Raw genomic sequence first — 24,388 nt, forward strand, 5'->3', positions numbered from 1 at the left:
CCACTGGACTTAAGCAGCCAAACTAGATCTGTTCCAGCGATGGCCGGAGTCCGGCGGAAGAAGCAGGGGCCCCGGACTCCGGAGCCGGCTCGCCCGGGCCGTTCCCGGCACCTGCACCCAGCTGAAGCTGATACATGCGGAAGTATCGGCCGCCCTGTGCCATCAGCTCATCATGGCTGCCGCGTTCAACGATCTGACCCCGGTGCAGCACCAGAATCTGGTCCGCACTGCGGATGGTCGACAGCCGGTGAGCGATGATGAAGGTGGTCCGGCCCTTTTTCAGCACTTCCAGTGCCTGCTGGATAATGCTCTCCGTCTCGGTATCGATGTTCGACGTTGCTTCATCCAGAATCAGGATCGCCGGATCGAAGGATAACGCTCTGGCGAAGGAGATCAGCTGCCGCTGTCCGGCGGACAGGGTGCTGCCCTTCTCAATGACCGGTTCATCGAAGCCTTGCGGCAGATGGGCCAGCAGCTTATCGGCTCCTACCTCACGCAAGGCGCGTTCGACACGCTCTCTAGAGATCCGTTCGTCACCCAGACTGACATTGGAGGCAATGGTACCGGTGAAGAGGTAAGGGTCCTGAAGCACGATGCCCATATGACTGCGCAGCCATTGCTTCGGCAGGTCCTTGACCTTTTGCCCATCGATCGTTATGTTTCCGGCTTGCGGATCATAGAAGCGGAACAGCAGGTTGATGATGGAGCTTTTGCCGGAGCCGGTATGGCCGACAAGGGCGACAGTCTCGCCCGGGCGCGCCTCGAAGGAGATATCGCGCAGGACGAAGTCCTTTTTATAAGCAAAGGAGACATCCTTGAATACGACATTTCCCTTGTAACGCGGCATCGATCCGTCAGTGACCGGCTCTCCCGGCTCATCCATCAGCGTGAACACGCGGCCGGCGGAGACCATTGAGCTGTCCAGATTCGCCAGCTGGTTGACCATGCCCGTAATCGGCTGGAACATCCGGCCCAGTACATCGACAAAGGCATAGAGAACGCCAAGCGATACGAAGGTTGAACCGTCCAGGCTGCCGAAGCCGAAGTACCACAGCACCAGTACGAAGGAGAGGCTGCGCAGCGAGTTCACCAGGTTGTGGGAGGTGAAGGCGTTCAGGTTGAGCATTTTGTTCTGATATTTCAGATAGTCGTCATTGAGCTGCTCAAATTCTGCACTACTCTGCTTCTGGCGGCGGAAAATCCGGATGATTGACATCCCTTGAATCGATTCATTGATAATGGCATTAATCTCACTCAGCCGCGAGCGGATGATCGTGTTGTATTTGGTAGCGATTTTGCGGTACAGCACGATCCAGAGAATAATAATCGGTACGACGAACAAACTGACCAGTCCCAGCTTCACATCGAGCAGGAAGAGGGCCACATAGACACCGGTGATATTGATGATCCCTGTAGCGAAGTTGGATAACACGGCAATGAAAAGATCCTTGACTGCTTCCGTATCATTAGTTACCCGGGAGACTACTTTACCGGCAGGCAGATTATCGAAGAAATAGACCGGCAGGCGCTGGATATGGGCATAGACATCGGTCCGCAGCTTGCGGATGACCTGATTGGCAGACGATTGCAGCCAGTAGGTTTTGCCGAACTCAGCAATAATGGAGATCACAAGGAACATGGCATATAGAGCGACTAACTGATAGATTCCCGGAAGCTCCGGCTTGTAAAAGGAAAACAAATCACCAGCCGACAGCTTGACGGCCGGATAGACCGTCGTCTGCCCGCCGTATTTGATCTGGAGCTTCCCGTCTGCGAAGGAGCGCTCGCCTTCCGTCTTCGCTACCGCTTCATTGATGAAGTAGAAGCTTCTGCCTGCCTGAAGCAGACGGACTTCCTGGCCCTTGGCTTCATCTGCGGCAAAACGGTCACCGCGTTTGTAATAAGTGTTGTTATATTCCGCAGCATCCTCCGGCGAGGCTGTCTGGAAGTAGGGCTTCTCAATCGCAAGCAGATGATTGTCAATCATGCTCTTGGCGATAAAAGGCCCTGCCAGCTCAGCCGCTACTCCGATGGTCAGGAGCAGAAGGGCGGCGATGAAGGTCTTTTTGGCGGTCAGTGCATATTGCAGCAGACGTTTGCCTGTACTCTGTGTCAACGGTGACACCTCCTGTATGGGGTTATTCATTCGTCAGATTATTCTCAACCTGCTGGCGGTCGAACTGCTCACGGTACCATCCGCCGAGCTCCAGCAACTCCTGGTGTGTGCCTTGTTCTGTAATATGCCCGTCTTCGAGGACAACGATCAGATCGGCATGCTCAATCGCCGAGAGGCGGTGGGTCGAGATGAGCGTGGTTTTACCGCTGCGCTCCTCGCGGATGTTCTCGATGATCTTCGCTTCTGTCCGCGCGTCCACGGCAGACAGAGCATCATCCAGAATCAGAATGTCAGGATTCGCGATGAAGGCCCGGGAGATCGAGACCCGCTGCTTCTGCCCCCCGGAGAGGGAGACGCCGCGTTCGCCAACCATCGTATCCAGCCCGTCGGACAAGGTGCCGAGGTCATTCTGGAAGGCAGCGGCGGTAATCGCCTGCATGATCCGCTCATCGCTGGCCCCGGAATATCCGAACTGGATATTCTCGCGCACGGATTTGGAGAACAGAATCTGCTCCTGCGGCACATAGCCCATCCAGCTGTGAAGCTGGTCGAGGGCAATCTGGGTAATCGGCACCCCGGAGATTAGAATCTCGCCTGTTCCGGCCGGATATTCATGCAGGAGCTGCTTCAGCAGCGTCGATTTGCCGCTGCCGGTCCGTCCGACCACGCCAAGCGTCTGGCCCTGGGAGAGGGATAAACTGACTCCGCTGAGATTATCGATGGCAGAGGTCGGATACCGGAAGGTTACATCCTTCAGCTCAATGGTGGTCGGCTGCGCTACCGGAACCGGATGAGGCACATCCTTGACATCAGGCTTCGCATTCAGCGTCTCGTCGATCCGCTCCAGTGAAGCGCCGCCGCGCTGCATGATATTAATCAGCTCGCCGATGGCGAACATCGGCCACACGATCATCCCGAGATACATATTGAACGATACCAGATCACCAAGGGTAATCTGGTTACGGAATACGAGATAGATTCCGTAGGTCAGGGCGATGATATAGCTGAGTCCCACGAACAAGCGGATCGTCGGCTCGAAGAAGGCATCGACCCGGGCGACCGCCATATTCTTGCGGTACACATCATCTGTAATGTCAGAGAAGCGCTTCTCATCATGCCGCTCCTGCACATAAGCGCGGATGACACGGATACCCGATACGGATTCCAGTACCTGGTCGTTCATATCACCGAAGGCATCCTGCGCCAGACTGTAACGGTCGTGGATCGCTTTGCCGTAGAACACCATGGCTACCGCAATCATCGGAAGCGGGATAACGGCGGCCAGTGTCAGCTTCCAGCTGACCAGGAATCCCATGGCGAACAGGACAACCGTGAGATATACGGTGGAGTCGACAAGGGTGAGCATCCCGAAGCCTACGGTGGCGGAGACGGCGCGGATATCATTGGTGGCACGGGCCATCAGATCCCCGGTGCGGTTACGCTCGAAGAAGGCGGGGGTCATCGTCATGAGATGGTTCATGAAGCGCGAGCGGAGCAGACGCTCCACCAGATTCGATCCCCCGAACAGCTTGTGCATCCATATGTAGGTGATCCAGTAAATGATCAGCAGCATAAGTACGATCAGGCCAATGTATTTCATAAGTGAACCTGCGGTGATGGAACCGGTAACGATTTCGTCAATGGCGTTGCCTAGCAGGCGCGGGGGCAGGAGTTCTAACACACCTACCACAATAAGAAGGATGAGGCCTATAGTATAGCGCCTTTTTTCCCGGCGGAAGAACCAGCCGAGATTTCGGAGTACGGAGAACAAGGTAAATCCCTTCCTTTCGTGCTTGGAGTAATTACTAAGTTAGCTTGGTTAACGGAACATTTACGGACACTTTGCAGCGGATCATAACCTCATAGCACGCGAAAAAGCGTACCATCCGAAAACGGATGATACGCCTGTAATTGCGGTTATCATGTCCACGGTGCTATAAGCAGCACAGAGACATGTGAGAGATAAGTTAAGCCTGTTCTCATACGTTACGCGTAATACGCATGAACCTCAGGAATTCTCCACTGCTCGGGCTGCTTCGGTATTCAGTTGGGTATAGTTTTCTACAATAGTGGCGAGGTATACCATATCCATGTTAAACACCGAGATCACCCTTTCTTCATTTTGGTAATTACTTGAAGACGTTTCGTTATGTTCCGAGTTTATCATCACACTTTAAGAATTGTCAAACTTAATTTTGCGGGGCGGCAGGATATCTGGCTGCATTGCTGCAATGATTTGGTGAATTGAAGTTTTTTGGGTATGATTGGGGTAGAGGGGAGGAGTGGAGAGATGAACATATTAATTAGTCCGGAAGCAGCCGCCTGGTTCCTAAGAGAGCTGAGCCTCCAAGAGGGCGCATATATCCGGTTGTTCCCCCGGTACAGCTCAGGCGGGGGCCTGCATCCCGGCTTCTCGCTTGGCATTGCCACCGAGCAGCCGGGACGTCCTGCTGTGCAGTTCATGGAGGGCGGCTTGACCTTCTACATGGAAGAGCAGGATCTGTGGTATATGGAGGGGTACAATCTGTCGATTGTCTATGCTGAAGCAGAGGATGACATCGAATATAAGTATGAGCCTGTGCCGGTGACATAAGGGGAGAGCTGGAGTGAATGGCAGATCCCGGCGCGCTGCCGGGATGCTGAACAAGGGGCTGTCCCAAAAGTGACAGCCCCTTTTATTGTGGGAATTGTGTATGCGAAAAACAGCATACATTTGCTGAACGCAGGTAATATCATCGGTGGGAACAACGTTCTGTTGCAGAGCGCCCCCTAGTGCGAGCTGCGGAAGGTTTCTTCCTCCATGGCGAACTCGAAATCATCAATGTCATACACCTGGACGGGAACCCCGCCTTCAATGATGCGCTGGATCAGCTCGAACTGGTCGGTCAGAATCGGCACCTTCTCACGCTGGGACGCCAGCAGCAGCTCTGTCTCAATCGGATCGAAGGCTTCGCCGTAGGAGGCATTGTCGATGCTGTTGATGATGGTGATCTGCGCGTGTCCGCCGAGGAGGATGCCGGAGCTTTTGGCCCAGGGGATGTTCAGGCAGCGGTTAATCTTCTTGGCATTCAGCGGCTCCTCGAAATAGTTGATCAGCTCGCGGATTCTGAGTCTGACATGCTTGTCATCATCCGCCTGGCTCATCACCGGCTCTTCGCTGTCCCGCAGCTCGTACAGCTCCATAATGGTGGTATAAGGGACTATATATTCTACAGGGCTCCGCGGGATGAGAAGCTGGCCGTAAATCGCCATCATGACGGCTTCCGTCACAAATTGTCTGGGCATCATTATCCTCCTGAATTTCGGTACTGCAACCGTATCTGTTTAAAAATAATAAAACACTGCAGCGTGCAAATGTCAACTGTACCCTGATGAAGAATGAATTGGAAAGGACCTGACACGCCGTGAAATCCTGGAAATCTTATTATACCTTTGTTCGGCCGTATATGAAATGGATTGTGCTGACTCTGATCATCGGGATGGTCAAATTCAGCATTCCGCTCACGCTTCCGATGATTCTGAAATATGTGGTCGATGAGCTGCTGGGTAATCCCGCACTGACAATAGCGGAGCGGGTCTCGAAGCTGATGACGGTGATAGGCGGGGGCCTTATTCTATTCGTGATTGTCCGCGGGCCGGTGGAGTATTACCGCCAGTATTTCGCCCAGCTGATTACGAGCAAGGTGCTATTCGATATGAGAAATAAGCTCTACGGGCATCTACAGCGTCTGTCGCTGCGTTATTACCAGAATACGAAGGTGGGCGAGGCTATCTCCCGCTTCATCAACGATGTGGAGCAGTCGAAGAACCTGGTTGAGGTCGGAATGATGAATGTCTGGCTGGATATGTTCACCCTGCTCTTCGCCCTGGGCTTCATGCTCTATCTGAATCCGGTGCTGACGCTGGTGGCAATTGCCATTCTGCCGCTGTATGGCATTGCCGTCAATACGCTGTACAAACGCCTAAAGGTGCTGACCAAAGACCGGTCACAGGCGCTTGCCGTCATACAGGGCTATCTGCATGAACGAATTCAGGGGATTGCGGTCATCCGCAGCTTCACGATGGAACGGGTAGACCTGCAGCAGTTCGAGAAGATCAATGGCAAGTTTCTGCAAAAAGCGCTGGCGCAAACGCGGTGGAATGCCTTCACCTTCGCAATTATCAACACCCTGACCGATATTGCTCCGCTGCTTGTCATCGGATACGGGGGATACCAGGTCATCCAGGGCAATCTGACCCTCGGAACCTTCGTGGCCTTCTTCGGCTACCTGGACCGGATGTATGCGCCGCTGCGCCGGCTGATCAATTCCTCAACCGTGCTGACCCAAGCCTCGGCCTCGCTTGAGCGTGTCCTGGAGCTGCTGAATGAGCCGTATGATATTGTCGATGCTCCGGACGCGAAGCCGCTGCTGAAGCCAGCTGGGAAGATCGAATTCAGCAATGTGTGGTTCAAGTATAGCGACGAGCACGAGTGGGTGCTGAGGGACATTAGTCTGAGTATCGCTCCGGGCCAGACGGTGGCTTTTGTCGGGATGAGCGGTGGCGGCAAATCCTCGCTGATCAGCCTAATCCCGCGCTTTTATGATATTAGCGAAGGCAGTCTGCGCATGGACGGCTACGATATCCGAGGACTGACGCAGGAGAGTCTGCGGCGGACGGTGGGCATGGTGCTGCAGGATAATTTCCTGTTCAGCGGCTCGGTACGCGACAATATCCGGTTCGGCAACCCGGAAGCGGGGGAAGAGGAGGTCATGAAGGCGGCGGTGTCCGCGAATGCCCATGACTTCATCATGCAGCTGCCGGAAGGTTATGACACCGAGGTGGGGGAGCGGGGGGTGAAGCTGTCCGGCGGGCAGAAGCAGCGCGTGGCGATTGCACGTGTGTTCCTGAAGGACCCCAAGGTGCTGATTCTGGACGAAGCGACCTCCGCGCTGGATCTGGAATCCGAGCATCTGATTCAGCAGGCATTGCAATCCCTCGCATCTGAGCGGACGACGCTGATTGTGGCCCACAGGCTGTCTACGATTACCCATGCCGACCAGATTATCGTGCTGGAGAACGGGGAGATCACCGAACGCGGCACCCATGAAGAGCTGATGGGACTTGCGGGGAGCTACGCCCGGCTGTTCAACGTTCAACGGCTGGATGCTTAATGTCACTAATACTATTCGTATCTAAATCAAACAGGCTGCAGTTCCACATGCGTAAGTGGACTTGCAGCCTGTTTAGTTTTACCTTGGTCTTAAAATGGCTTTGGACTTACATCCGGCCAATCAGCAGCGATAGGATGCCTGCGGCAATCAGCGGTCCCACGGGAACGCCTTTGAACAGAGCCACGCCTAGGACGGTTCCGATGAGGAGCCCGGCGACGATGGTCGGCTGGCTGCCCATGAGCACGGCTCCGCGTCCGCCCAGGTAAGCGACCAGGACACCGACTCCGATGGCGGCCAGGGATTTCCAGTGCAGGAACGACTGGCCGACGGTCTGGAGGGAGATCTTCCCGCTGGCCAGCGGCGTCATGACCCCGATGGTCAGGATGATAATGCCGACGGTCAGCCCGTATTTCTCCAGCCAGGGAAAAGCCTGCTGAAGTCCCAGCACACGGATCAGCAGCAGCACGACCATGGCAATGGTAATCGGTGAGTTGCTGCTGATGACACCGAGCGCTGCCAGACCCAGCAGCAATAACGAGGTGATATCCATAGCTTGGATACACTCCTTCTCTAAGTAAGCCTTGTGCTCACAATATGATCGGCAATCAGCTTGCCGTGCCCCCGCCCGCTCTCGATGAATACCTCATTGGCATTCCGTCCAGAAGCGATAACTCCGGCGACATAGATACCCGGAATATTACTCTCCATTGTTGCGGGATTAAAGGCTGGCTTATCCATAGAGTCATCCATCTGCACCCCGGCCGAGGTGAGCAGGGCTCTGCTGGGGCGGAACCCGGTCATCGCCAGCACGAAGTCATTGTCCAGCTCAGTAGTATCCCCGTTCACGGACGAGGTTATCAGAACCGAGGCCGGGGTGATCTCCGTCACGCGCGATTCCAGATGCAGCGTGATGCTCCCCTTTTGCACCATACTCTCGAAGATCGGACGCACCCAAGGCTTGATATTGTCCGAGATACTGCTTCCCCGGTAGACCATATCCACCTTGGCGCCTACCCGCAGCAGCTCCAGTGCAGCATCCACCGCTGAATTACTCCCCCCGATTACAGCCACCTTCATGCCCGAATAAGGATGTGCCTCTCCAAAATAATGCGTGACCTTCGGCAGCTCCTCCCCGGGAATCCCGATCAGGTTAGGCTGATCGAAGTAACCGGTAGAGATGACTACGTTCGCAGCGTAGCGCTGCTGTTCCTCGCCTCGCTTGTTGACCGTATGTACAATGAAGCTGCCATCCTCCTGCGGCAGAACGGACAGCGCTTCTTCATAAGCGGCAATCTCAAGCTGATGCTGCGCGGCTGCGCGGCGGTAGTAGACCAGAGCCTCATGGCGGTAGGGCTTGTCGTTCGGAGAGGTGAAGGGCACATCTCCAATCTCGAGCAGCGGAGTGGTGCTGAAGAACTGCATATTGGTCGGATACAGGTAGATCGAATGGACAATGAAGTTCTTTTCTACAATCAGGCTGGAGAGCCCTTGGCGCTGGCATTCGATGGCTGCAGACAGTCCGCAGGGACCGGCGCCGATAATAATAACGTCTAGCATAATATCTATGTCCTCCTAAGGTAGTATTCTATTCAGTAAATGGTACCTTATATTTTTGTTTTTTGCCATGGCCGGTGAATTCCGCAAATTGGGGATTGATCAGATGACAAGATGGGTATATAATTAGATATATATCTAAAGTATGTATTGGCAGGTCCCCCAGACTGCCTGACGAATATCCGTAGGAGCGTGATCCCGCTTGCAACTCGACAAAATTGTCGCCTATCACAAAGCCTTATCCGATCCCACCCGGCTGCGCATTCTTCTGCTCCTGTCCCGGGGCGAGGTTCACGGTCACGCCTTAGCCGAGAAGCTGAATCTGTCACAGCCTACAGTGACCCATCATGCAGCCAAGCTGCGTGAAGCCGCGCTGATTCTGGAGCGCAGAGACAAGAATACCGTATATTTCAAGCTGAATCCCGAGTTTATCCAGGCAGGCTCCGAGGCCTCGCTGAAATTTATTTTTGCAAAGGGGGTGGAGGAGATGGAGGAAGAGTCGCCTGAACACAGTCTGAAGGAGTCGGTGCTCCGTAATTTTTTTGCCAAAGACGGACGCCTGCGCCAGATTCCCGCACAATACAAGAAGAAACTAATTGCGCTGCAATATATGGTGGAGAAGCTCGAACCGGGCACAGTCTATTCGGAGAAAGAGATCAACGAGTTCATTAAGCCGTTCCATGATGATTACGCCACAATCCGCCGTGAGTTCATCATGCACCAATTCATGTACCGGGAGAATGATAAGTACGAGCTTAACCCCCCGGAGTTATGGACTCACTGGGAAAATGTCAAATAATGATCTAATAAATGGGGATTTTTTATGACAAGTGCGAAACTGCTGATTAATTGTTCAAATAACGAATAAAATGGTATTGTAAGCGTTATCTGACATAAGCTTCGAAAGGAGACCTTCAGTATGATATTCAAACGTGCCAAAAAAAAATTGCAACCCGATCATCCTACCGTTACCTTGCCGCAGATCAAGCAGGCTGTAAGGCAATTTGAAGAAGATATGCCCGCTCCCATTAACCGTACCGCTCTGATCCAGGAAGATAAGAGTATTGACCTGAACCGGCTCAAACGATATTTAGGCGGAGTCCCGCAGCAGAAATTCTATATGTCCAGCGAGACCTTTGAGATTTTTGAAGAATCTGACAAGCTGGTGCCATATTACCTCGACATGGTTCAATCGGCGGTAGACAATTATATCAGTGACACCGGCAAGCTGCCGCTGCTCGAAGACGCTTGGCTCCCTGAGGTTCATTACCGGCTGCTGTCCACTGAGCGTTATCTGAAGGAGACACCGCCGTTTCCGCTCTATATTACCGACGAGGAAATGATGCTTACGCACCGGGCAGAGCATTTTGAATCCTGACAGCTCAGCCTATCTGATTCCCCTATACAGGCCATTCTGACGAAGGAGAGGTTGTCTTTCCGGACGGAATGGTCTTTATTTTGCGCTACGGGGCGTAGTACAATAAGCATCTGGTGTTTTATCGCAGAAATGGACGACAGAAGGGGAGCGTAGACATGAGAGAGGTACAAGCTTTACTGTTTGATCTGGACAACACCCTGATGGACCGTGATCAGACCTTCCGCAGCTTCAGCATGAAGTTTGTGCAGGATTTCCTGGGACATCTTAGCGGGGAGCAGGCTGTGCAGGTGGTGGAGGATATGATTATCAGGGATGCCGACGGATACCGGGATAAGGACGGGTTCTTCGCGGAACTGAGCGAGGTTCTGCCTTGGGAGAAGGCGTTGACCGCTGCGGACATCCGGGCCTATTATGACGAGACCTATATCCGCCACGGGGCGATAATGAAGCATGCACTGGAGACGCTGGAGTATTGCCGGGAACGCGGATATCCGCTGGGACTGGTCACAAACGGCGGCACAGCTATTCAATATGGCAAAATCGATCTGCTCGGACTCCGCAGCTACTTCCGCACGATCGTCATTTCGGGCGAAGTTGGGATCAGCAAGCCTGATCCTGCGATCTACCGGTTAGCCCTGGAACGTCTGGGTTCCACGGCGGAACAGACTATCTTCATCGGGGATCATCCCGTGAATGATATCTGGGGGGCGGCTAGAAGCGGGATGGATACGATCTGGCTGAAACGCAATCACCCTTGGGATGAATCACTGAATGTGAAGCCGGTCGGGGTTATTCAAGAGCTGGATGAGCTGCGGGGCATTATTTAAGAAAGTTAGGGCCTGCTGTTGACAAACGGCATCCGGGCCGTATATTATAACAGCATATTATTTCGGAAGGAGACGATGTCAAATGGCAGTTTATACTAGCGGTTCAGGATTGGTTGCTACTGTTGTGGATACGTGTCTTCCGGGAAAAGCGGCTGTGGAGTAATAATCAATCCCAGCTTCACGAGCAAGCTCTATGATGCCTTTTAGAGCCGCCGGGAACCGTATCGGTTCCGGCGGCTTTTTTGCGTGCGCAGGTCTGCTGCTCACGCCCGAAATAGCGGTGTCTGCTCCTTCTTCCTAAGAGGGAGTGAGTAGCCACCGCTATTCTGGAATGACTCTGCCCGGCGGGCGGTTCTTTGCTGCAGAGCAGCATAGGCCAGCCCGCTGCCGGGTCTGCCTCTGCCGCCGGAACCTTTGGGTTCCGGCGGTTTTTTTGTGTACGGATGTGGAGCCAATGCTGCCCGGAGATACATGGATGTGTGGTAAGCGGAGATATGAGAAAATAATACCCATTCAGGAGGAAAATGCATGAATATCGATATGAAGCTTGAACAGTACGGCTGGAATGAAGAATGGAACAGAAAATGGACAGAGAAGCTGCGGCTGCTGGACGACAGGGACTATGCAGCGGGCCGGATTGCCGGAGATTTCGGCAGTAAATACAGGGTGATTACCGCAGCAGGTGAAATATGGGGTGAGCTGTCAGGCAAATTCCGGCATTCGCTCGGCGGGTCCGGCGAGTATCCGGCGGTAGGCGACTGGGTGGTCCTGGCGATGCAGGATGGAGGAGCGCATGCAGTAATTCATGGGGTGCTTCCCCGTCACAGTGTCATCTCGCGTAAGGTGGCGGGCCCGACTCAGGAGGAGCAGATCGTGGCTACCAATGTAGATACTCTATTCCTGGTCAGTGCATTGAATGATGATTTCAATGTGCGGCGGATGGAACGTTATCTGATTATGGCCTGGAACAGCGGAGCGAATCCGGTCATTCTATTGACCAAGGCAGATCTATGTACAGATGCGGAGCTGAAAATGGCCGAAATGCAGCAGGCGGCTCCCGGTGTCCCGGTCCATGTGGTCAGCGCCTTACTGGGCGACGGACGGGAGGAGCTCCAGCCTTACATCGGCAACGGCCAGACGGTAGCGCTGACCGGTTCGTCCGGCTGCGGCAAATCGACGATGGTCAACTGGCTCAGCGGCCGCAATCTGCAGCTTACCCAGGATGTGCGGGAAGGGGACAGCCGGGGACGTCATACGACTACACACCGCGAGCTGTTCGTCCTCCCGGACGGCGGAATCATCGTCGATACGCCGGGAATGCGCGAGCTGCAATTATGGGAGGATGACGGAGGACTGGACCTGGCTTTCGGTGAGATCAGTACCCTTGCGGCGGAATGCCGCTTCAGTGACTGCACGCATACACGGGAGGAAGGCTGCGCCGTGCTTGAGGCTGCCGCGAGCGGTGTACTGGACGGGAAGCGGCTGCAGAATTACCACAAGACGCAGAAGGAGCTGCAATTCCAGAACAGCAAGGAAGCGAGACAGAAGCGCAAGACAGCCGCGGCCTCTACCAGAAGCACTCCGCCCCGCGCTAAGGGCAACAGCTGGCAGCGGGTGCTGGACGAATATTAAGCAGCGATGACATTGCAGGGCGTTGTAGGAGCATGGAAGCGAGCTTGGGAATAGATGAAAGTTTGCATAACGGAATAAGCTTGCTGGATGCTGAGCATTGTGCAAGCAGGAGCTACGTCACCCTGGAGATTAGTTGGAGAAACGTATCTTAATTTGGTGACACATGAGTATTTCGGGGAATTAGGTGGCTTATTAAATAGCAAGTGGAGAAAATCCATCTGCTTCAGCAACTGTGATAAAAGTGGCAAAGCTTCAAGCATTAAAAAAGCAGCGGTTCTCCGTTATTGGGAATCGCTGCTTTCCGTTTTTGGCTTTTTAAAAAGAATGTTCGCATCCCGCTTAAACAGTGGAGAGGACGGAACGACCCGCGTAAAAGCGGCAGCGGTCGCCTGAAAGCTTTCCGCAGGAAAGCTCGCTTCGGAAGCATCAGCAGTCTCCGGATTTTGACCGCTAAGGGGAATGAAAAAAATTCTTACGAGCACAGCGATTGTATCAACGTTTCGTTCGCGGAGCGTCCACACAGAGCGCAAACGTCCATCCAAATCTAAAACAAGGGGTGTCCCTGCCATTTTTCATGGCTTATGGGACATCCCCTTTTTACGTATGCTGGTTCAAGTAATAGCAGATTAGAACGATGCTGCTGCTGTCTTAGCCAGTTGCAGGCCGGAAGCGATGATGTCAGCGGATTTGTCCGGGTTCTGGTTGTGTCCTTCGATGATTACCTGTGTAGTTTCCTTGAAGCCCCAGAAGTTCAGGTTACCCATGATGAAGTTAACAGCCATTTCAGCACTTGCGGCCGGGCCTTCGGAGTACACGCCGCCTCTGGCGTTCAGAACAGCTGCTTTCTTGCCAGTCAAGAGTCCTACAGGACCTTCAGCAGTATACTTGAAGGTAGTTCCAGCCTGGTTCAAGTAATCGATATAAGTGTGCAGTACAGCCGGAACGGTCATATTCCAGAGCGGGAAGGCGAATACTACTTTGTCAGCGGCCAGGAACTGGTCCAGATATTTCTTCACAAGTGCTGCGCCTGCTGCTTCTTCAGGAGTAGCTTCGAAGCCCTGAGCGGCTTTGTATATACCAGTGATTAGTGTGTTATCGTAGTAAGGAAGCTGTTCAGCGAACAGGTCGAGTTCAGTGATCTGGTCCTGCGGATGAGTTTCCTTGTAGCTGGCCAGGAACTCGTTGTAGAGCTGAACACTTACGGATTGCTCGGCAGGGCGGTTATTAGCTTTGATAAACAGTACATTCGACATTATGATTTCTCCTTAGATATATATTTAATATTAACTATCGATAATATAGCATTTAATTTTTAGTTTGTAAATATCCGTCGGATAAAATTTTTATTCTGCCTACAGAAGCTGCTATCCTTCGCAAATATACCATATCTTCTATAGTTGCGTTCTGAACCGTCCGGGAACGGTCTATATGTAGTATGCCTAATTTTGCAAGCGGTGCAGGTGTGGACATGGACAAGTTTAAGGCATCAGCGGCCCGGTTATATAGGTGATATAAGGAGTAGAGGAAATGATTCCCTCTCCAGATCACGGGACTAAGCCCCCATTTAAAGGAGCGATTGACATGTCCATCGACCGTTTCATCCTGAAGAAACTGGACAGCTGTCACGAAGAGCATACCCGGCGTAACCTGGTGAAGTTGTTCAAATTGCGAATTAAAAAGGCGGAGAAAGAAGAGAACCGAAACCTCCGGATTGGCTGACTGCCGGTATCCGGTATAATGTTGAATGCTAACCCACTGTATACCATAGTCTAAGCGCATCCCTCACTTGCGGGCATGTGCTTTTTTACATTATAGGGGCTGTCTCAAAAGTGAATTCTATGAGCGGTGACAGTCATTTGCAGAAATCTCCGGAACCCAAAGTGCTACCTCCATTTTACCAAAATGAGCGATTTTTTTTGTTTCTTTTTTATAGAAGGCGAGTCGTTTCCCGCTCATACAGCGGAGCGGACGGAACGAATGTGGAACAGCGGCAGCGGTCGCCTTTGTGTCCGGATTTTCACCGCTAACGGGAATGAAAAAAATCTGGACACAACAGCGATTGTAACAACGTTCCGTTTGCGGAGCGTCCATCCAAGTGCTCACGTTGATCCCACTCCGCAATAAAGAGCTGTCCTAAGCCTCCATTTCATGGCCTTTGAGACAGCCCCTCCTGCTGAAAAGGTGAGCGTACATTTGTGAATAAGAATTCTTGGAAAGAATCGTAGTGTGACTTTGATACTGAATGTGACTCAAGGCCGAATGTATGTGAAAAACAGTATACATTGTGTTCGCAAGCAGTCATATGGACCAAACGTATGTCAAAAACAGCATACATCGTACTCGCAAGCAGTCATATGGACCAAACGTATGTCAAAAACAGCATGCATCGTACTCGCAAGCAGGCATATGGACCAAATGTATGTCAAAAACAGTTCCCGCGAAGGTAATCTTATTCTTCCGCAAAAAAATATCCCTCTGTTTAGTAGAGGGATAAGGCCAATGAATCATTTTCACTGTAACTGTGCAATATAGCTTCTGAGCCTTTAATTTCGATACTGATCAGGGAATTCAAACAGGTTTGCAGGGCGTTTTTGCCTTTTTGAATTTTGAGTTCAAGAGTACTGTTTAGCAGTCGAAGTACTTTTTGGGTCGGCTGTTTGTTTTCTGTTGTGAAATATACAGGGACAAGCTTGTTTTGAAATGTGATGAGCATTCTCATTTTGAAAACCACCTCGCTAAAAGTATTTCATGGTATTGATCTTACCCTGTCTTTCTTAATTTTACCTTAAAATTAGCTTATGATAACATAAAGATTGCAAGTTTTATAGTTTTGCTGTTTTTTTGAAAGCCACTCATTTACAGTTATACTTACATGTATGTTATAGAGGAAGGGATAAAGAATGTGAATAAGCAAGATTGCATCTGTCTGGCACAGTATCTGTTCCCGGGTGAGACCCAGCGTAGAGTGGTGGCAGAGCTCCTGCACACAGCCTCCGGCTCCAAGCGGATTTGCAGAATGAAATTCAATGAGCGTGAATATATGCAGGATGTATGCCTGCAAGTACATAAGGATAAGATCCTCCTGACAGGATTAACGGAAGCGGACGATTTCGCCTACAAGCTGGAGGAGCCGGCAGAGGTGAAGCGAGCCTGCTATTACCTGTTCAATTGCTTCGAGTGTGAGCAGCCCCGGAACCAGTCCTCTCCCGCGTTATTCCTGTCCAGACGGAGTTATGAGGCGATTCATGAGAAGGCCGGAACATGGACCTTGTGTGTGCTGGCGGCTTCACTGGAAGCGGAGACGGGTGATCCTGACAGCTCTGCTGAATTGGCTAAAGTACTTAAGAACCAGACAGCGTCCGGTGAATTGCGGTTATGTGCGAGGAATGGGGAAGGCTGGAGCCTGCAGAAGATCTCTTACATAGAAGCTTCCTCAGGTGGATGGCTTCTACGCACCAGCAGTGAGCAGGAAGACGGATATATCATTGCGTTCCCGCTGACCCGGGCGGAGCTGTGTCATGCTTTTGAAGAATGGCTGCTCTATTAAAATTGTTCTGGCAAAATAGCCTTGGCGGAAGCACCGTCCAACTCCGATGAGTCTGGTTCGCTGGTCTGGTACAGCGTGAATACGGCGCTGCGATCACTCATCGTGCGGGCGGAATTGATGAAACGAACAAAATGAAAGCGCTTTACTTATTGTGCTTTAACCTTTCCACAGACTCCCGCATATGCATAGAGCAAGGGCGAAAGACCCGGGAGGAAAGGAGTGGAAGGGATGAAAGGGTTCAAAAGACTGTCATTGCCGTTCTTGCTAATGCTTGTGCTCGGCACTGTTCTCGCAGGCTGCGGCAGTAAATCCGGTGATGTCAAGGTGAAGATCGGCGAAGTTACCCGTTCCGTGTTCTATGCGCCTGAATATGTGGCCTTATCACAGGGCTTTTTCAAGGATGAAGGGCTGGACGTGGAACTGCAGACGATACCTGGCGGAGATAAAACCATGACGGCCCTGCTCTCAGGGGCAATCGATGTGGCGCTGGTCGGTTCGGAGACCTCCATTTACGTGTACCAGCAGGGGGCGGATGATCCTGTAATCAATTTTGCCCAGCTTACACAGCGGGATGGAACGTTCTTGTTCGCGCGTACACCGGACAGCCATTTTACATGGGACAAAGTGAAGGGCTCGACCTTCCTGGGGCAAAGGCAAGGGGGCATGCCGCAGATGGCGGGCGCATTCACGCTGCGCAGCAAGGGGATTGATGCGGAGAAGGATCTGACGCTGATCCAGAACATTGATTTCGCCAACATTGCCGGGGCGTTTGCTTCAGGGACCGGGGATTATGTGCAGCTGTTCGAGCCTCAGGCATCGATCTTCGAGAGTGAAGGCCGGGGCCAGGTGGTCGCTTCCTTCGGGGTGGAGAGCGGTTATCTGCCGTATACAGTATTCATGTCCAAGCAGAGCTACATTACTAAGAATCAGGATACGGTGCAGAAATTCACCAATGCGGTCCAGCGTGCCCAGTTATGGGTGAAGGCTCATCATCCTGAGGAGATTGCTGACGCGGTAATGCCGTATTTTGAAAAGATTGACCGGGGCATTGTGGTCTCTGCCATCAGCCGCTATAAAGAGCAGGATACCTATGCCGTCAATCCTGTGATCGATGACAAGGAATGGAATAATCTATTGGATGTCATTGACCATGCCGGTGAGCTGAAGGAACGAATTCCTGCCGCTAAAATTGTTAACAACAGCTTGGCAGAGCAGGCAGAGAGCACCATTAAGGAGTGAGGGGGCTGGCCACTATGCTTCCAGTAGTCGAGTTGAAGGAAGTCACGCACGCCTATCTGGGAGACCGCGAGGCTTCGCTTGCTATAGAAGATCTGAATCTCAGCGTCGGCCAAGGCGAGTTCGTCAGTCTGGTCGGACCGAGCGGCTGCGGCAAAACAACGATTCTGTCGATCATCGCCGGGCTGCTGCAGCCTTCACGCGGTGAGGTGCTGCTCAGCGGACGTAAGGCCGCGGGTCCTTCGCCGGAGGTCGGCTATATGCTCCAGCAGGACTATCTTTTTCCCTGGAGGACGATTGAGAATAACGCGCTGCTCGGGCTGGAGCTGACCGGAAGGCTCACCGGAAGCTCTCGTGCCAAATCGCTGCAGCTGCTGGCCGATATGGGGCTGGAAGGCAAGGAGCAAGCCTATCCGGCACAGCTATCGGGAGGGATGCGCCAGCGTGTTGCCCTCGTGCGGACACTGGCTACCGACCCCGGCTTGCTGCTGCTTGATGAACCGTTCTCGGCACTGGACTACCAGATTAAGCTGCAGCTGGAGGATCTGGTATCGGAGACGCTGATGCGCCGGGGAACCACGGCGATTCTGGTTACGCATGACCTGTCTGAAGCGATTGCGGTCAGCAGCCGGGTCATTCTGCTCCAGCCGAATCCGGGCAGAATCCGCCGGATTTTTGAGATTCCGGAAGCGATCCGCCGCACCCCGCCGCTGTATGCGCGGGACCTGCCGGGCTTCGCGGAGCTTTTTCACGAGGTATGGAAGGAAATGGAGCTGGCAGGGAGGGAAGAGATGTGAATACAGAAGCGCAGCCCCGTGAGACGGCCTCCCGTGCGCAGTGGCTGGAACAGAAGCATGCGGATTACAGGAGGAAAAAGCTGCGCCGCAAGAGTCAGGTGATTATGGTCCGGAGCAGCCTGCTGCTGGTGTTCTTCGTGCTCTGGGAAGCCGGGGCCCGAATGGGCTGGGTTGATGAGCTGTTGTTCAGCTATCCGACGAAGGTGTTCGGGCAGGTCTGGGAGGACATGGTCAGCGGCAGTCTGTGGCCGCATCTGGGAATGACCGTGGGCGAGACAGCGGTGGGCTTCATTCTGGGTACCTTAATCGGGACGCTGCTGGCTGTCGTCATCTGGTGGTCACCTTTTCTGTCCGCCGTTCTGGACCCTTATATGGTTGTATTCAACAGTATGCCGAAGGTGGCACTCGGGCCGATTTTCATTGTCATGTTCGGGGCAGGCTTCACTGCCATCGTTATTACTACCTTATCGATTACCGTGATTATCACGACTCTGGTAGTGTACAACAGCTTTTGCAGCGTGGACCCGAATCTGGTCAAGGTGGTGCGCTCCTTCGGCGCTTCCAAGAGCCAGGAGTTCTGCAAAGTCATTCTCCCTGCGTCGTTCCCGGCTGTGGTCTCCACCCTTAAGGTGAATGTCGGCATGTCCTGGGTCGGCGTCATTGTCGGTGAATTTCTGGTGGCGAAATCGGGGCTGGGGTATCTGATCATCTACGGCTTTCAGGTGTTCAACTTCACCCTGGTCATGTCGAGCCTGCTCATTATTGCGGCTGTGGCTACGGCTATGTACCAGCTGGTGGTGTATGTGGAGAAGCTGCTGCTGTCAGGGCGGTAAGAACCATGTCATATTGTGTCTCTCGGCAAAATCTTGTACCATGACTATATCTTTATCTGAATGTTGAAGCTTAACGGTGTAGGAGAGATATTCACATGGGATTTCGTATTATTAAAACGGCGGCTGCAACTCTGCTGTCTATTCTGCTGGCAGCCGCCGCTGGTATCCCTAATGCGCAAAGCGCGGGACTGCTGGCTATTCTCGGGGTGGAAACGACCCGCAAAAGGAGTCTACGCACGATTACGGCGCGCTTCTTCGCCTCGTTGGTGGGACTCTTTTTGGGCTGTATTCTGTTCTGGGCCCTGGGCTTTCATTACTGGGTACTCGGACTGTATGTATTGTTCGGCTTCCCGCTGATTGTCAAATCCGGCTTCAAGGAAGGGATCGTCACCAGCTCGGTTATCGTGTTCCGTGTATTTGGACAAGCTGATATCACGGTCCATATCCTGCTGCAGCAGGTGGAGCTGCTGATTATCGGCCTCGGCTCGGCCGGACTTGTGAACTTCATCTATATGCCGCAGACCGGCGGGATCATTGCAGGCATCCGCAAAGAGGTGGATGGCTATTTCTCGGTTATCTTCCGGCAAATGGCCAGAACGCTCCGTGATCCCGGTTATATCTGGGATGGGAAAGAGCTGATCGGGGCAGGGGAGGCTGTGCAGAAGGGGCTGAGCGCGGCATCCAGGGAAATGGAGAATCATGTGATCCACCCGGATGAAGCCTGGAATGTGTACTTCTATATGCGTAAGGAGCAGCTGGAGTCCATCCAGAATATGATGCAGCTGCTCTCGCAGGTCTACCGGCAGCTGCCGCACGGAGATATGGTGGCAGAACTGTTCGACCAGCTTAGCGGCGATGTGCTGGCTGAGGAATATACCGGCCGGACCGAACGGCTGCTGGAGGAGCTGCAGCAGGAGTTCCAGGAGATGGAGCTGCCGGATTCGCGTGAGGAATTCGAGATCCGCTCCGCGATTCTGCAATTATGCCGCGAGCTGGCGCTGTATCTTAAGATCGCCAAGCGCTATAAAAGCCCGGTGGAGCTGCGTCCGGCGAAGGACAAGCAGCCTGCGAAGAGCAAAGCGTAAGCAAATCCATGTAAATTAGGTGTCAGGTATTCACATTCCGGTGTAAAATAACGATAAGAATCATAAGCACCTCAAGTGAGCTTGTCTCTTAAGTGATGTCCATAACCCAAGAATCTTGGTCTGGCAGGTGAGGAATATGAATAACAGCAATGATCAATATATCGGCAAACAGCTGGTAGCGAACCTTTTTAATCATAGCGGTGTATTTGTCTTGCCGGCATTGACCCTGCTCACCGGAGAGCATATCCGCCTGATTACGCAGCACAAGATCGTTCTGGAGCCGCAGGATGTGGTCCAGGTCGACAGCGCTGCATTCTATCAGCTGGCTGTGGATGACTGTACGGCGGCAATGGAGAGTATTTTTGAACAGCTGCGCTATACGAAGACGAAGCGTCTGCCGATGATTGAGCTCAGGAATGAAGTGATCCCGTTCATCCAGCAGGTGAGCGAGAAGAATGATTTCTTTGGAATATTGTCTGCGCTGCAGACTAAGGATGATTATACATACAGGCATAATGTGGCGGTAGGGATCATCTCTACACTGCTCGGCAAATGGCTGAAGCTGAAGCCGGACGAGCTGAGTATGCTGACGATTGCTGCGACGCTGCATGATATCGGCAAAATTATGATTCCGGCCGAAATCCTGACCAAGCCGGGTCCGCTGAGTGAGGATGAATATGCCCTGATGAAGAAGCACACGACCTATGGCTATGAGATGATCCGCGATACGGTGGGCACCAATCATATGCAGGCGCTCGTGGCGCTGCAGCATCACGAACGGATGGACGGCAGCGGCTATCCCTTCGGCGTGCTGGGCCACCGGATTACGGATTTCAGCAAGATCGTAGCGGTGGCGGATATTTTCCACGCGATGACTTCGGACCGGTTCTACCGTACAGCCGCGCCGCTGTATGAGGTGCTTAAGCAGATGGACGAGAATGTCTACGGCAAGCTGGACCCGTATATCTGCAGTGTGTTCATTAATAAGCTGATGCAGTCGATGATCGGCAATGAGGTGCTCCTGACGGACGGGCAGATCGGCAAAATCATTATGATTCTGGCCCATGACCCGCTGCGTCCGCTGGTGAACATCGGTGAGGACTTCATCGATCTCAGCCGCCACCGGCAGCTTGGCATCGTACGTGTACTTTCCTAGCAGGGGCCTTTACCCCTATCCGGCATAAGAATGTTGGCACAACAAAAAGTAGCGGTTTTCCCGGTTCGGGGGAGCCGCTATTTTTGTTAAATATAAAAATTTATAGGCTTTGCATCATACATTACGACTCATAATGGACTAAATCCGGCAATAAAATGAAGCAAAGGGCTTCAGTTACGGCATCTGAGGGCTTACCCAAATTTATTTCTACTCTAACAATCAACAAATGCCCAGAACGTGCATACACTTGATAGTGAATGATTGTATGGAGGAGGTTCAAAGATGTCATTAAGCCATAAACGTCAAACAAGGGAGATCATTACGAAGGCAATTTGCGGCAAAGGTCGTAAGTTCTCTACAGCAACCCATACCGTGACTCCGCCACATCATCCGACTAGTATTCTGGGGGCTTGGATCATTAACCACCAGTACGAAGCGGTTGCCGCCGGGAACGGAATCGAAGTAATCGGTACCTATGATGTGAACATCTGGTATTCGTACGACAAAAACAAGCAGACCGAGGTTGCCAAGGAAACGGTCTCCTATGTGGAGCTTATTCCATTGTCGTACCTCGACCCGAGACACCGTGCTTCCACGGCACAGGTCTCTGCGGAGGCAACGCAGGAACCCAATTGTGTGGAAGCCGGGGTATCGCCGGGCGGAGGCAGTGTGACACTCCGGGTGGAACGCGAGTTCGAGGCGGAACTGGTGGCTGAGACCAAGGTCCGCGTGTATGTCAGTGATCAGAGTGACGATCTGGAAGACAAGGATTATGATTTTGAAGGCGAGAATTATGATTACGATGATTTGGACCCTGACGCTCTGGATGATGAGTTGTAGGAACGAATACGCCGCTGCCTGAAGTACTGTGTGGGTTATGATCCATTATATGATGAGAGGGCAGCGGCGTAGAGGGCGAATGCCCTCTTTTTTTTAAAATGCCAATATATTTTTTTGAAAATATTACGCCAGAATTTATATGTTCCACATGATAAATTATCCTTCAAGGTACAGGGATGCGGAAGGGGAGGCTTGCGCCGGAGAAGCGGCAGTCATCAGGAAGTTTAAATAGGGCGGCGTTCGGCTGTCCAACTAAACACCGCAGCGGCGATCAAGACTCGGGTTCAATTTTTATGCGGGACTTATATTTGTGATCTGTATTCGGGTTCTCGTGTACATGCGGTAGAGTTTCGTTAGGATAATTGTGCTATTTCCACTTGAATATTTGGGGGTCTGTTTTCCTCAGCGGCTTATCGCTCAAAGGGTATTGTCCGGTTACTGGACGGTGCGCGAGGGGATATGGCCCTGAGGGATTTTCGTATGGGCGGAGGCATTAGACATGAATGAAGGGCTGAACATATTCCGGCAGCTTGCGCCGGAGCAGATTAAGCGCAGGCTCCGGCGCTGCGGGATAGAGGCCGACTCTGACTCTATCGCTAGAGGGGCGAGGCGACAAGATACAAGAGTTCCCCAGACCCACCCGCATGGACAAGACCCCGTAAGCTACAGGCAGCACTACCGCGTGCTCATTTTCAATCTGGCTGTGCTGGACTGCCAGCCGCTTGGAGCGGGAGCGGCGATGGGCGGGGCGCTGGGGGTTGGAGGGCTGGGCGGGGATCGGTGTGGCGGGTTAGGAGCTGTAAGACAGGGTGAGTATGGGAGTGGCGGGAGAGGGGCGCTAGGGCAAGGGGAGTATGGAAGTGATGGTGGGGAAGTTGGAGGGCAAGGGGAGTATTGGGGTGGCAGGGGAAGAGTTGGAAGGCATGGTGAGTATGGGAACGGTAGAGAAGGAGTTGGAGGGCAAGAGGAGTATGGGGGTGGCAGGGGAAGAGTTGGAGGGCATGGTGAGTATGGGAGCGGTAGAGTAGGAGTTGGAGGGCAAGAGGAGTATGGGAGCGGGAGAGTGGGAGCTGGGGGGCAGGATGAGTATGGGAGCGGGAGAGTGGGAGCTGGAGGGCAAGGGGAGTTTGGGAGTGGCGTGGATGAGATTGGCGGCTTAGGTGGTGGGGGCATGGAGCTGCGGGGAGTTGCGGGGGTTCTGCGGACGGCAGCGGTGCGGGCACTGTATAGTCTGGGGCTGGACAGCGGTGAGGTGGAGCTGCGGGCTATGGGCGGGCGGCGGTACATGGTGACAGGCATCACTCCGGTGGTGCCTGATCCCGCAGGAACACTGCCTGAGCCATACCAGTCAGCATCCGCAGCGCTTGCGCGGATGCTTGACAGTGAGCAGCCGGGCCGGCCCGGGCTGCTCATGGGCATGGACCCGGAGTTCCTGCTGCTCCGGGAATCCACGGGCCGCGTCGTGCCGGCGTCGCGGTACCTGCCCACGGACGGCGTCGCGGGCTGCGACGCCGGACCCCCGGGAACGCACGGCGTGTTCCCGGTGGCGGAGCTGCGCCCTGCGCCGCGCGGGGAACCGCGCGCGCTGCTGGCGCAGCTGATGTCCGCCGCACGCGAGGCGGACCGGCTCATTGCCGACCGCTCGCTGCGCTGGCGGGCGGGAGGTATGCCGCTGCGGGGCTGGGCCCTCGGCGGCCACCTGCACTTCAGCGGCGTCACGCTGTGTGCGCCGCTCTTGCGTGCGCTAGATAACTATCTAGCGCTGCCCTTGTTCCTGCTGGAGGACATCCGGGCTGCGGCCCGGCGTCCCCGCTATGGCGTGCTCGGCGATTTCCGTCCTCAGCCGCATGGCGGCTTCGAGTACCGGACCCTGCCGAGCTTCCTGGTCTCCCCGGTCATCGCCAAAGGCGCGGTCTGCCTGGCTCACCTGATCGTGAGCCATTATGAAGACCTGCCGCTGCGCCCGCTCGACCGGGAAGACCTGCATGCCGCCTTCTACAGCGGCGGCAAAGACCTTCTGCGCACAGCCTGGCCTCCCCTGGAGGCGCAGCTGCGCGCACTGGGCGGCTACGCAGCCGCCGCCCGGTGGATTGATCCGCTGCTGCGCGCCATAGCGGAGCAGCAGAGCTGGGATGAGTCGCGGGATATCCGCGGCTCCTGGGTACGGAGCGCCCCGCCGGACTCCGGGGCGCTGCCGTCCGGGCGGGCGGATGCTTTTCAATAGAGCCTGCCGT

At 53.6% G+C, this 24,388-nt stretch carries 25 protein-coding genes; 17 read left to right on the forward strand and 8 right to left on the reverse strand.

Features of this window, described 5'->3' with window-relative positions; genetic code table 11:
* Window positions 1-22: 22 nt before the first annotated feature.
* Window positions 23-2,116 (reverse strand): ABC transporter ATP-binding protein, encoded by a 2,094-nt coding sequence (locus tag NSU18_RS01550; protein WP_341148010.1) that lies wholly within the window; start codon window positions 2,114-2,116, stop codon window positions 23-25.
* 22 nt (window positions 2,117-2,138) lie between these two features.
* Window positions 2,139-3,887, reverse strand: coding sequence for an ABC transporter ATP-binding protein (locus NSU18_RS01555; RefSeq protein WP_341148011.1), 1,749 nt, complete (start codon window positions 3,885-3,887; stop codon window positions 2,139-2,141).
* 519 nt (window positions 3,888-4,406) lie between these two features.
* On the opposite strand from NSU18_RS01555, the gene NSU18_RS01560 reads away from it, so the two are divergent.
* A complete protein-coding gene (locus tag NSU18_RS01560) occupies window positions 4,407-4,709 on the forward strand; it encodes a HesB/YadR/YfhF family protein (protein ID WP_341022465.1) in 303 nt (100 codons plus the stop codon).
* A 176-nt stretch (window positions 4,710-4,885) separates the two neighbouring features.
* Here the strand turns inward: NSU18_RS01560 and NSU18_RS01565 are convergent, their stop codons facing one another.
* Complete coding sequence (locus tag NSU18_RS01565) at window positions 4,886-5,401, reverse strand: ADP-heptose synthase (RefSeq protein WP_341022464.1); 516 nt, start codon at window positions 5,399-5,401, stop codon at window positions 4,886-4,888.
* A gap of 119 nt (window positions 5,402-5,520) precedes the next feature.
* Between NSU18_RS01565 and NSU18_RS01570 the strand changes: the two genes are divergently transcribed.
* The gene (locus NSU18_RS01570; protein ID WP_341148012.1) at window positions 5,521-7,269 is read left to right on the forward strand and encodes an ABC transporter ATP-binding protein; all 1,749 of its coding nucleotides are present in this window, start codon (window positions 5,521-5,523) and stop codon (window positions 7,267-7,269) included.
* 106 nt (window positions 7,270-7,375) lie between these two features.
* Here NSU18_RS01570 and NSU18_RS01575 read toward each other — a convergent pair whose 3' ends face one another.
* Window positions 7,376-7,819, reverse strand: a complete 444-nt coding sequence (locus NSU18_RS01575) for a DUF441 domain-containing protein (RefSeq protein ID WP_340753298.1) — start codon at window positions 7,817-7,819, stop codon at window positions 7,376-7,378.
* A 20-nt stretch (window positions 7,820-7,839) separates the two neighbouring features.
* Window positions 7,840-8,826 (reverse strand): YpdA family putative bacillithiol disulfide reductase, encoded by a 987-nt coding sequence (locus NSU18_RS01580; RefSeq protein WP_341148013.1) that lies wholly within the window; start codon window positions 8,824-8,826, stop codon window positions 7,840-7,842.
* 199 nt (window positions 8,827-9,025) lie between these two features.
* Here NSU18_RS01580 and NSU18_RS01585 point away from each other — a divergent pair, with 199 nt between their 5' ends.
* From NSU18_RS01585 to NSU18_RS01605, 5 genes are all read left to right on the forward strand, one after another.
* Complete coding sequence (locus NSU18_RS01585; RefSeq protein WP_341022459.1) at window positions 9,026-9,622, forward strand: DUF2087 domain-containing protein; 597 nt, start codon at window positions 9,026-9,028, stop codon at window positions 9,620-9,622.
* A 120-nt stretch (window positions 9,623-9,742) separates the two neighbouring features.
* Entirely contained in the window at window positions 9,743-10,201 is a 459-nt protein-coding gene (locus tag NSU18_RS01590; protein ID WP_341022457.1) for a DUF3939 domain-containing protein, read from the forward strand.
* A gap of 155 nt (window positions 10,202-10,356) precedes the next feature.
* Window positions 10,357-11,028, forward strand: a complete 672-nt coding sequence (locus NSU18_RS01595) for an HAD family hydrolase (RefSeq protein ID WP_341148014.1) — start codon at window positions 10,357-10,359, stop codon at window positions 11,026-11,028.
* A gap of 540 nt (window positions 11,029-11,568) precedes the next feature.
* Window positions 11,569-12,660: a ribosome small subunit-dependent GTPase A gene (gene rsgA, locus NSU18_RS01600; RefSeq protein WP_445321841.1), complete on the forward strand. Its 1,092-nt coding sequence runs from the start codon at window positions 11,569-11,571 to the stop codon at window positions 12,658-12,660.
* An 87-nt stretch (window positions 12,661-12,747) separates the two neighbouring features.
* The gene (locus NSU18_RS01605; RefSeq protein ID WP_341148016.1) at window positions 12,748-13,053 is read left to right on the forward strand and encodes a hypothetical protein; all 306 of its coding nucleotides are present in this window, start codon (window positions 12,748-12,750) and stop codon (window positions 13,051-13,053) included.
* A 233-nt stretch (window positions 13,054-13,286) separates the two neighbouring features.
* Here NSU18_RS01605 and NSU18_RS01610 read toward each other — a convergent pair whose 3' ends face one another.
* A complete protein-coding gene (locus NSU18_RS01610) occupies window positions 13,287-13,913 on the reverse strand; it encodes an FMN-dependent NADH-azoreductase (RefSeq protein ID WP_341022452.1) in 627 nt (208 codons plus the stop codon).
* Between the two features lie 328 nt (window positions 13,914-14,241).
* Between NSU18_RS01610 and NSU18_RS01615 the strand changes: the two genes are divergently transcribed.
* Window positions 14,242-14,379, forward strand: coding sequence for a hypothetical protein (locus NSU18_RS01615; protein WP_179090468.1), 138 nt, complete (start codon window positions 14,242-14,244; stop codon window positions 14,377-14,379).
* Window positions 14,380-15,139: 760 nt separating this feature from the next.
* Here the strand turns inward: NSU18_RS01615 and NSU18_RS01620 are convergent.
* Window positions 15,140-15,379 (reverse strand): hypothetical protein, encoded by a 240-nt coding sequence (locus NSU18_RS01620; protein WP_036699054.1) that lies wholly within the window; start codon window positions 15,377-15,379, stop codon window positions 15,140-15,142.
* A 183-nt stretch (window positions 15,380-15,562) separates the two neighbouring features.
* Between NSU18_RS01620 and NSU18_RS01625 the strand changes: the two genes are divergently transcribed.
* From NSU18_RS01625 to NSU18_RS01655, 7 genes are all read left to right on the forward strand, one after another.
* Entirely contained in the window at window positions 15,563-16,207 is a 645-nt protein-coding gene (locus NSU18_RS01625; protein WP_341148017.1) for a hypothetical protein, read from the forward strand.
* 228 nt (window positions 16,208-16,435) lie between these two features.
* Window positions 16,436-17,446, forward strand: coding sequence for an ABC transporter substrate-binding protein (locus NSU18_RS01630; RefSeq protein ID WP_341148018.1), 1,011 nt, complete (start codon window positions 16,436-16,438; stop codon window positions 17,444-17,446).
* A gap of 14 nt (window positions 17,447-17,460) precedes the next feature.
* Complete coding sequence (locus NSU18_RS01635; protein ID WP_341148019.1) at window positions 17,461-18,240, forward strand: ABC transporter ATP-binding protein; 780 nt, start codon at window positions 17,461-17,463, stop codon at window positions 18,238-18,240.
* 80 nt (window positions 18,241-18,320) lie between these two features.
* On the forward strand, window positions 18,321-19,073 hold the full coding sequence (locus tag NSU18_RS01640; RefSeq protein ID WP_445321842.1) for an ABC transporter permease: 753 nt from the start codon (window positions 18,321-18,323) through the stop codon (window positions 19,071-19,073).
* Between the two features lie 95 nt (window positions 19,074-19,168).
* Entirely contained in the window at window positions 19,169-20,158 is a 990-nt protein-coding gene (locus NSU18_RS01645; protein WP_341148021.1) for an aromatic acid exporter family protein, read from the forward strand.
* 136 nt (window positions 20,159-20,294) lie between these two features.
* Entirely contained in the window at window positions 20,295-21,314 is a 1,020-nt protein-coding gene (locus NSU18_RS01650) for an HD-GYP domain-containing protein (RefSeq protein ID WP_036699042.1), read from the forward strand.
* A 282-nt stretch (window positions 21,315-21,596) separates the two neighbouring features.
* Window positions 21,597-22,154 carry an outer spore coat protein CotE gene (locus NSU18_RS01655; RefSeq protein WP_341022442.1) on the forward strand — a complete coding sequence of 186 codons (558 nt, stop codon included), beginning with the start codon at window positions 21,597-21,599 and terminating at the stop codon, window positions 22,152-22,154.
* Between the two features lie 493 nt (window positions 22,155-22,647).
* On the opposite strand, the gene NSU18_RS01660 is transcribed toward NSU18_RS01655, so the two are convergent.
* Window positions 22,648-22,830, reverse strand: a complete 183-nt coding sequence (locus tag NSU18_RS01660; protein WP_341022441.1) for a hypothetical protein — start codon at window positions 22,828-22,830, stop codon at window positions 22,648-22,650.
* A gap of 178 nt (window positions 22,831-23,008) precedes the next feature.
* Here NSU18_RS01660 and NSU18_RS01665 point away from each other — a divergent pair, with 178 nt between their 5' ends.
* Window positions 23,009-23,182, forward strand: a complete 174-nt coding sequence (locus NSU18_RS01665; protein WP_341148022.1) for a hypothetical protein — start codon at window positions 23,009-23,011, stop codon at window positions 23,180-23,182.
* A gap of 35 nt (window positions 23,183-23,217) precedes the next feature.
* Entirely contained in the window at window positions 23,218-24,378 is a 1,161-nt protein-coding gene (locus tag NSU18_RS01670; RefSeq protein WP_341148023.1) for a putative amidoligase domain-containing protein, read from the forward strand.
* The last annotated feature ends 10 nt before the right edge of the window (window positions 24,379-24,388 follow it).

The organism is Paenibacillus sp. FSL H8-0048 (assembly GCF_038002825.1).
Taxonomy (GTDB): Bacteria; Bacillota; Bacilli; order Paenibacillales; family Paenibacillaceae; genus Paenibacillus_AQ.

What these genes read in the sequence shown, in the direction of transcription:
- NSU18_RS01590 (WP_341022457.1), top strand. Translation starts at nt 9,743, where the DNA reads ATGATATTCAAACGTGCCAAAAAAAAATTGCAACCCGATCATCCTACC.
- NSU18_RS01580 (WP_341148013.1), bottom strand. Translation starts at nt 8,826, where the DNA reads ATGCTAGACGTTATTATTATCGGCGCCGGTCCCTGCGGACTGTCTGCA.
- NSU18_RS01665 (WP_341148022.1), top strand. Translation starts at nt 23,009, where the DNA reads ATGGAAGTGATGGTGGGGAAGTTGGAGGGCAAGGGGAGTATTGGGGTG.
- NSU18_RS01620 (WP_036699054.1), bottom strand. Translation starts at nt 15,379, where the DNA reads ATGAGAATGCTCATCACATTTCAAAACAAGCTTGTCCCTGTATATTTC.
- rsgA (WP_445321841.1), top strand. Translation starts at nt 11,569, where the DNA reads ATGAAGCTTGAACAGTACGGCTGGAATGAAGAATGGAACAGAAAATGG.
- NSU18_RS01565 (WP_341022464.1), bottom strand. Translation starts at nt 5,401, where the DNA reads ATGCCCAGACAATTTGTGACGGAAGCCGTCATGATGGCGATTTACGGC.
- NSU18_RS01630 (WP_341148018.1), top strand. Translation starts at nt 16,436, where the DNA reads ATGAAAGGGTTCAAAAGACTGTCATTGCCGTTCTTGCTAATGCTTGTG.
- NSU18_RS01650 (WP_036699042.1), top strand. Translation starts at nt 20,295, where the DNA reads ATGAATAACAGCAATGATCAATATATCGGCAAACAGCTGGTAGCGAAC.
- NSU18_RS01595 (WP_341148014.1), top strand. Translation starts at nt 10,357, where the DNA reads ATGAGAGAGGTACAAGCTTTACTGTTTGATCTGGACAACACCCTGATG.
- NSU18_RS01610 (WP_341022452.1), bottom strand. Translation starts at nt 13,913, where the DNA reads ATGTCGAATGTACTGTTTATCAAAGCTAATAACCGCCCTGCCGAGCAA.
- NSU18_RS01635 (WP_341148019.1), top strand. Translation starts at nt 17,461, where the DNA reads ATGCTTCCAGTAGTCGAGTTGAAGGAAGTCACGCACGCCTATCTGGGA.
- NSU18_RS01615 (WP_179090468.1), top strand. Translation starts at nt 14,242, where the DNA reads ATGTCCATCGACCGTTTCATCCTGAAGAAACTGGACAGCTGTCACGAA.
- NSU18_RS01560 (WP_341022465.1), top strand. Translation starts at nt 4,407, where the DNA reads ATGAACATATTAATTAGTCCGGAAGCAGCCGCCTGGTTCCTAAGAGAG.
- NSU18_RS01605 (WP_341148016.1), top strand. Translation starts at nt 12,748, where the DNA reads ATGCTGAGCATTGTGCAAGCAGGAGCTACGTCACCCTGGAGATTAGTT.
- NSU18_RS01655 (WP_341022442.1), top strand. Translation starts at nt 21,597, where the DNA reads ATGTCATTAAGCCATAAACGTCAAACAAGGGAGATCATTACGAAGGCA.
- NSU18_RS01575 (WP_340753298.1), bottom strand. Translation starts at nt 7,819, where the DNA reads ATGGATATCACCTCGTTATTGCTGCTGGGTCTGGCAGCGCTCGGTGTC.
- NSU18_RS01645 (WP_341148021.1), top strand. Translation starts at nt 19,169, where the DNA reads ATGGGATTTCGTATTATTAAAACGGCGGCTGCAACTCTGCTGTCTATT.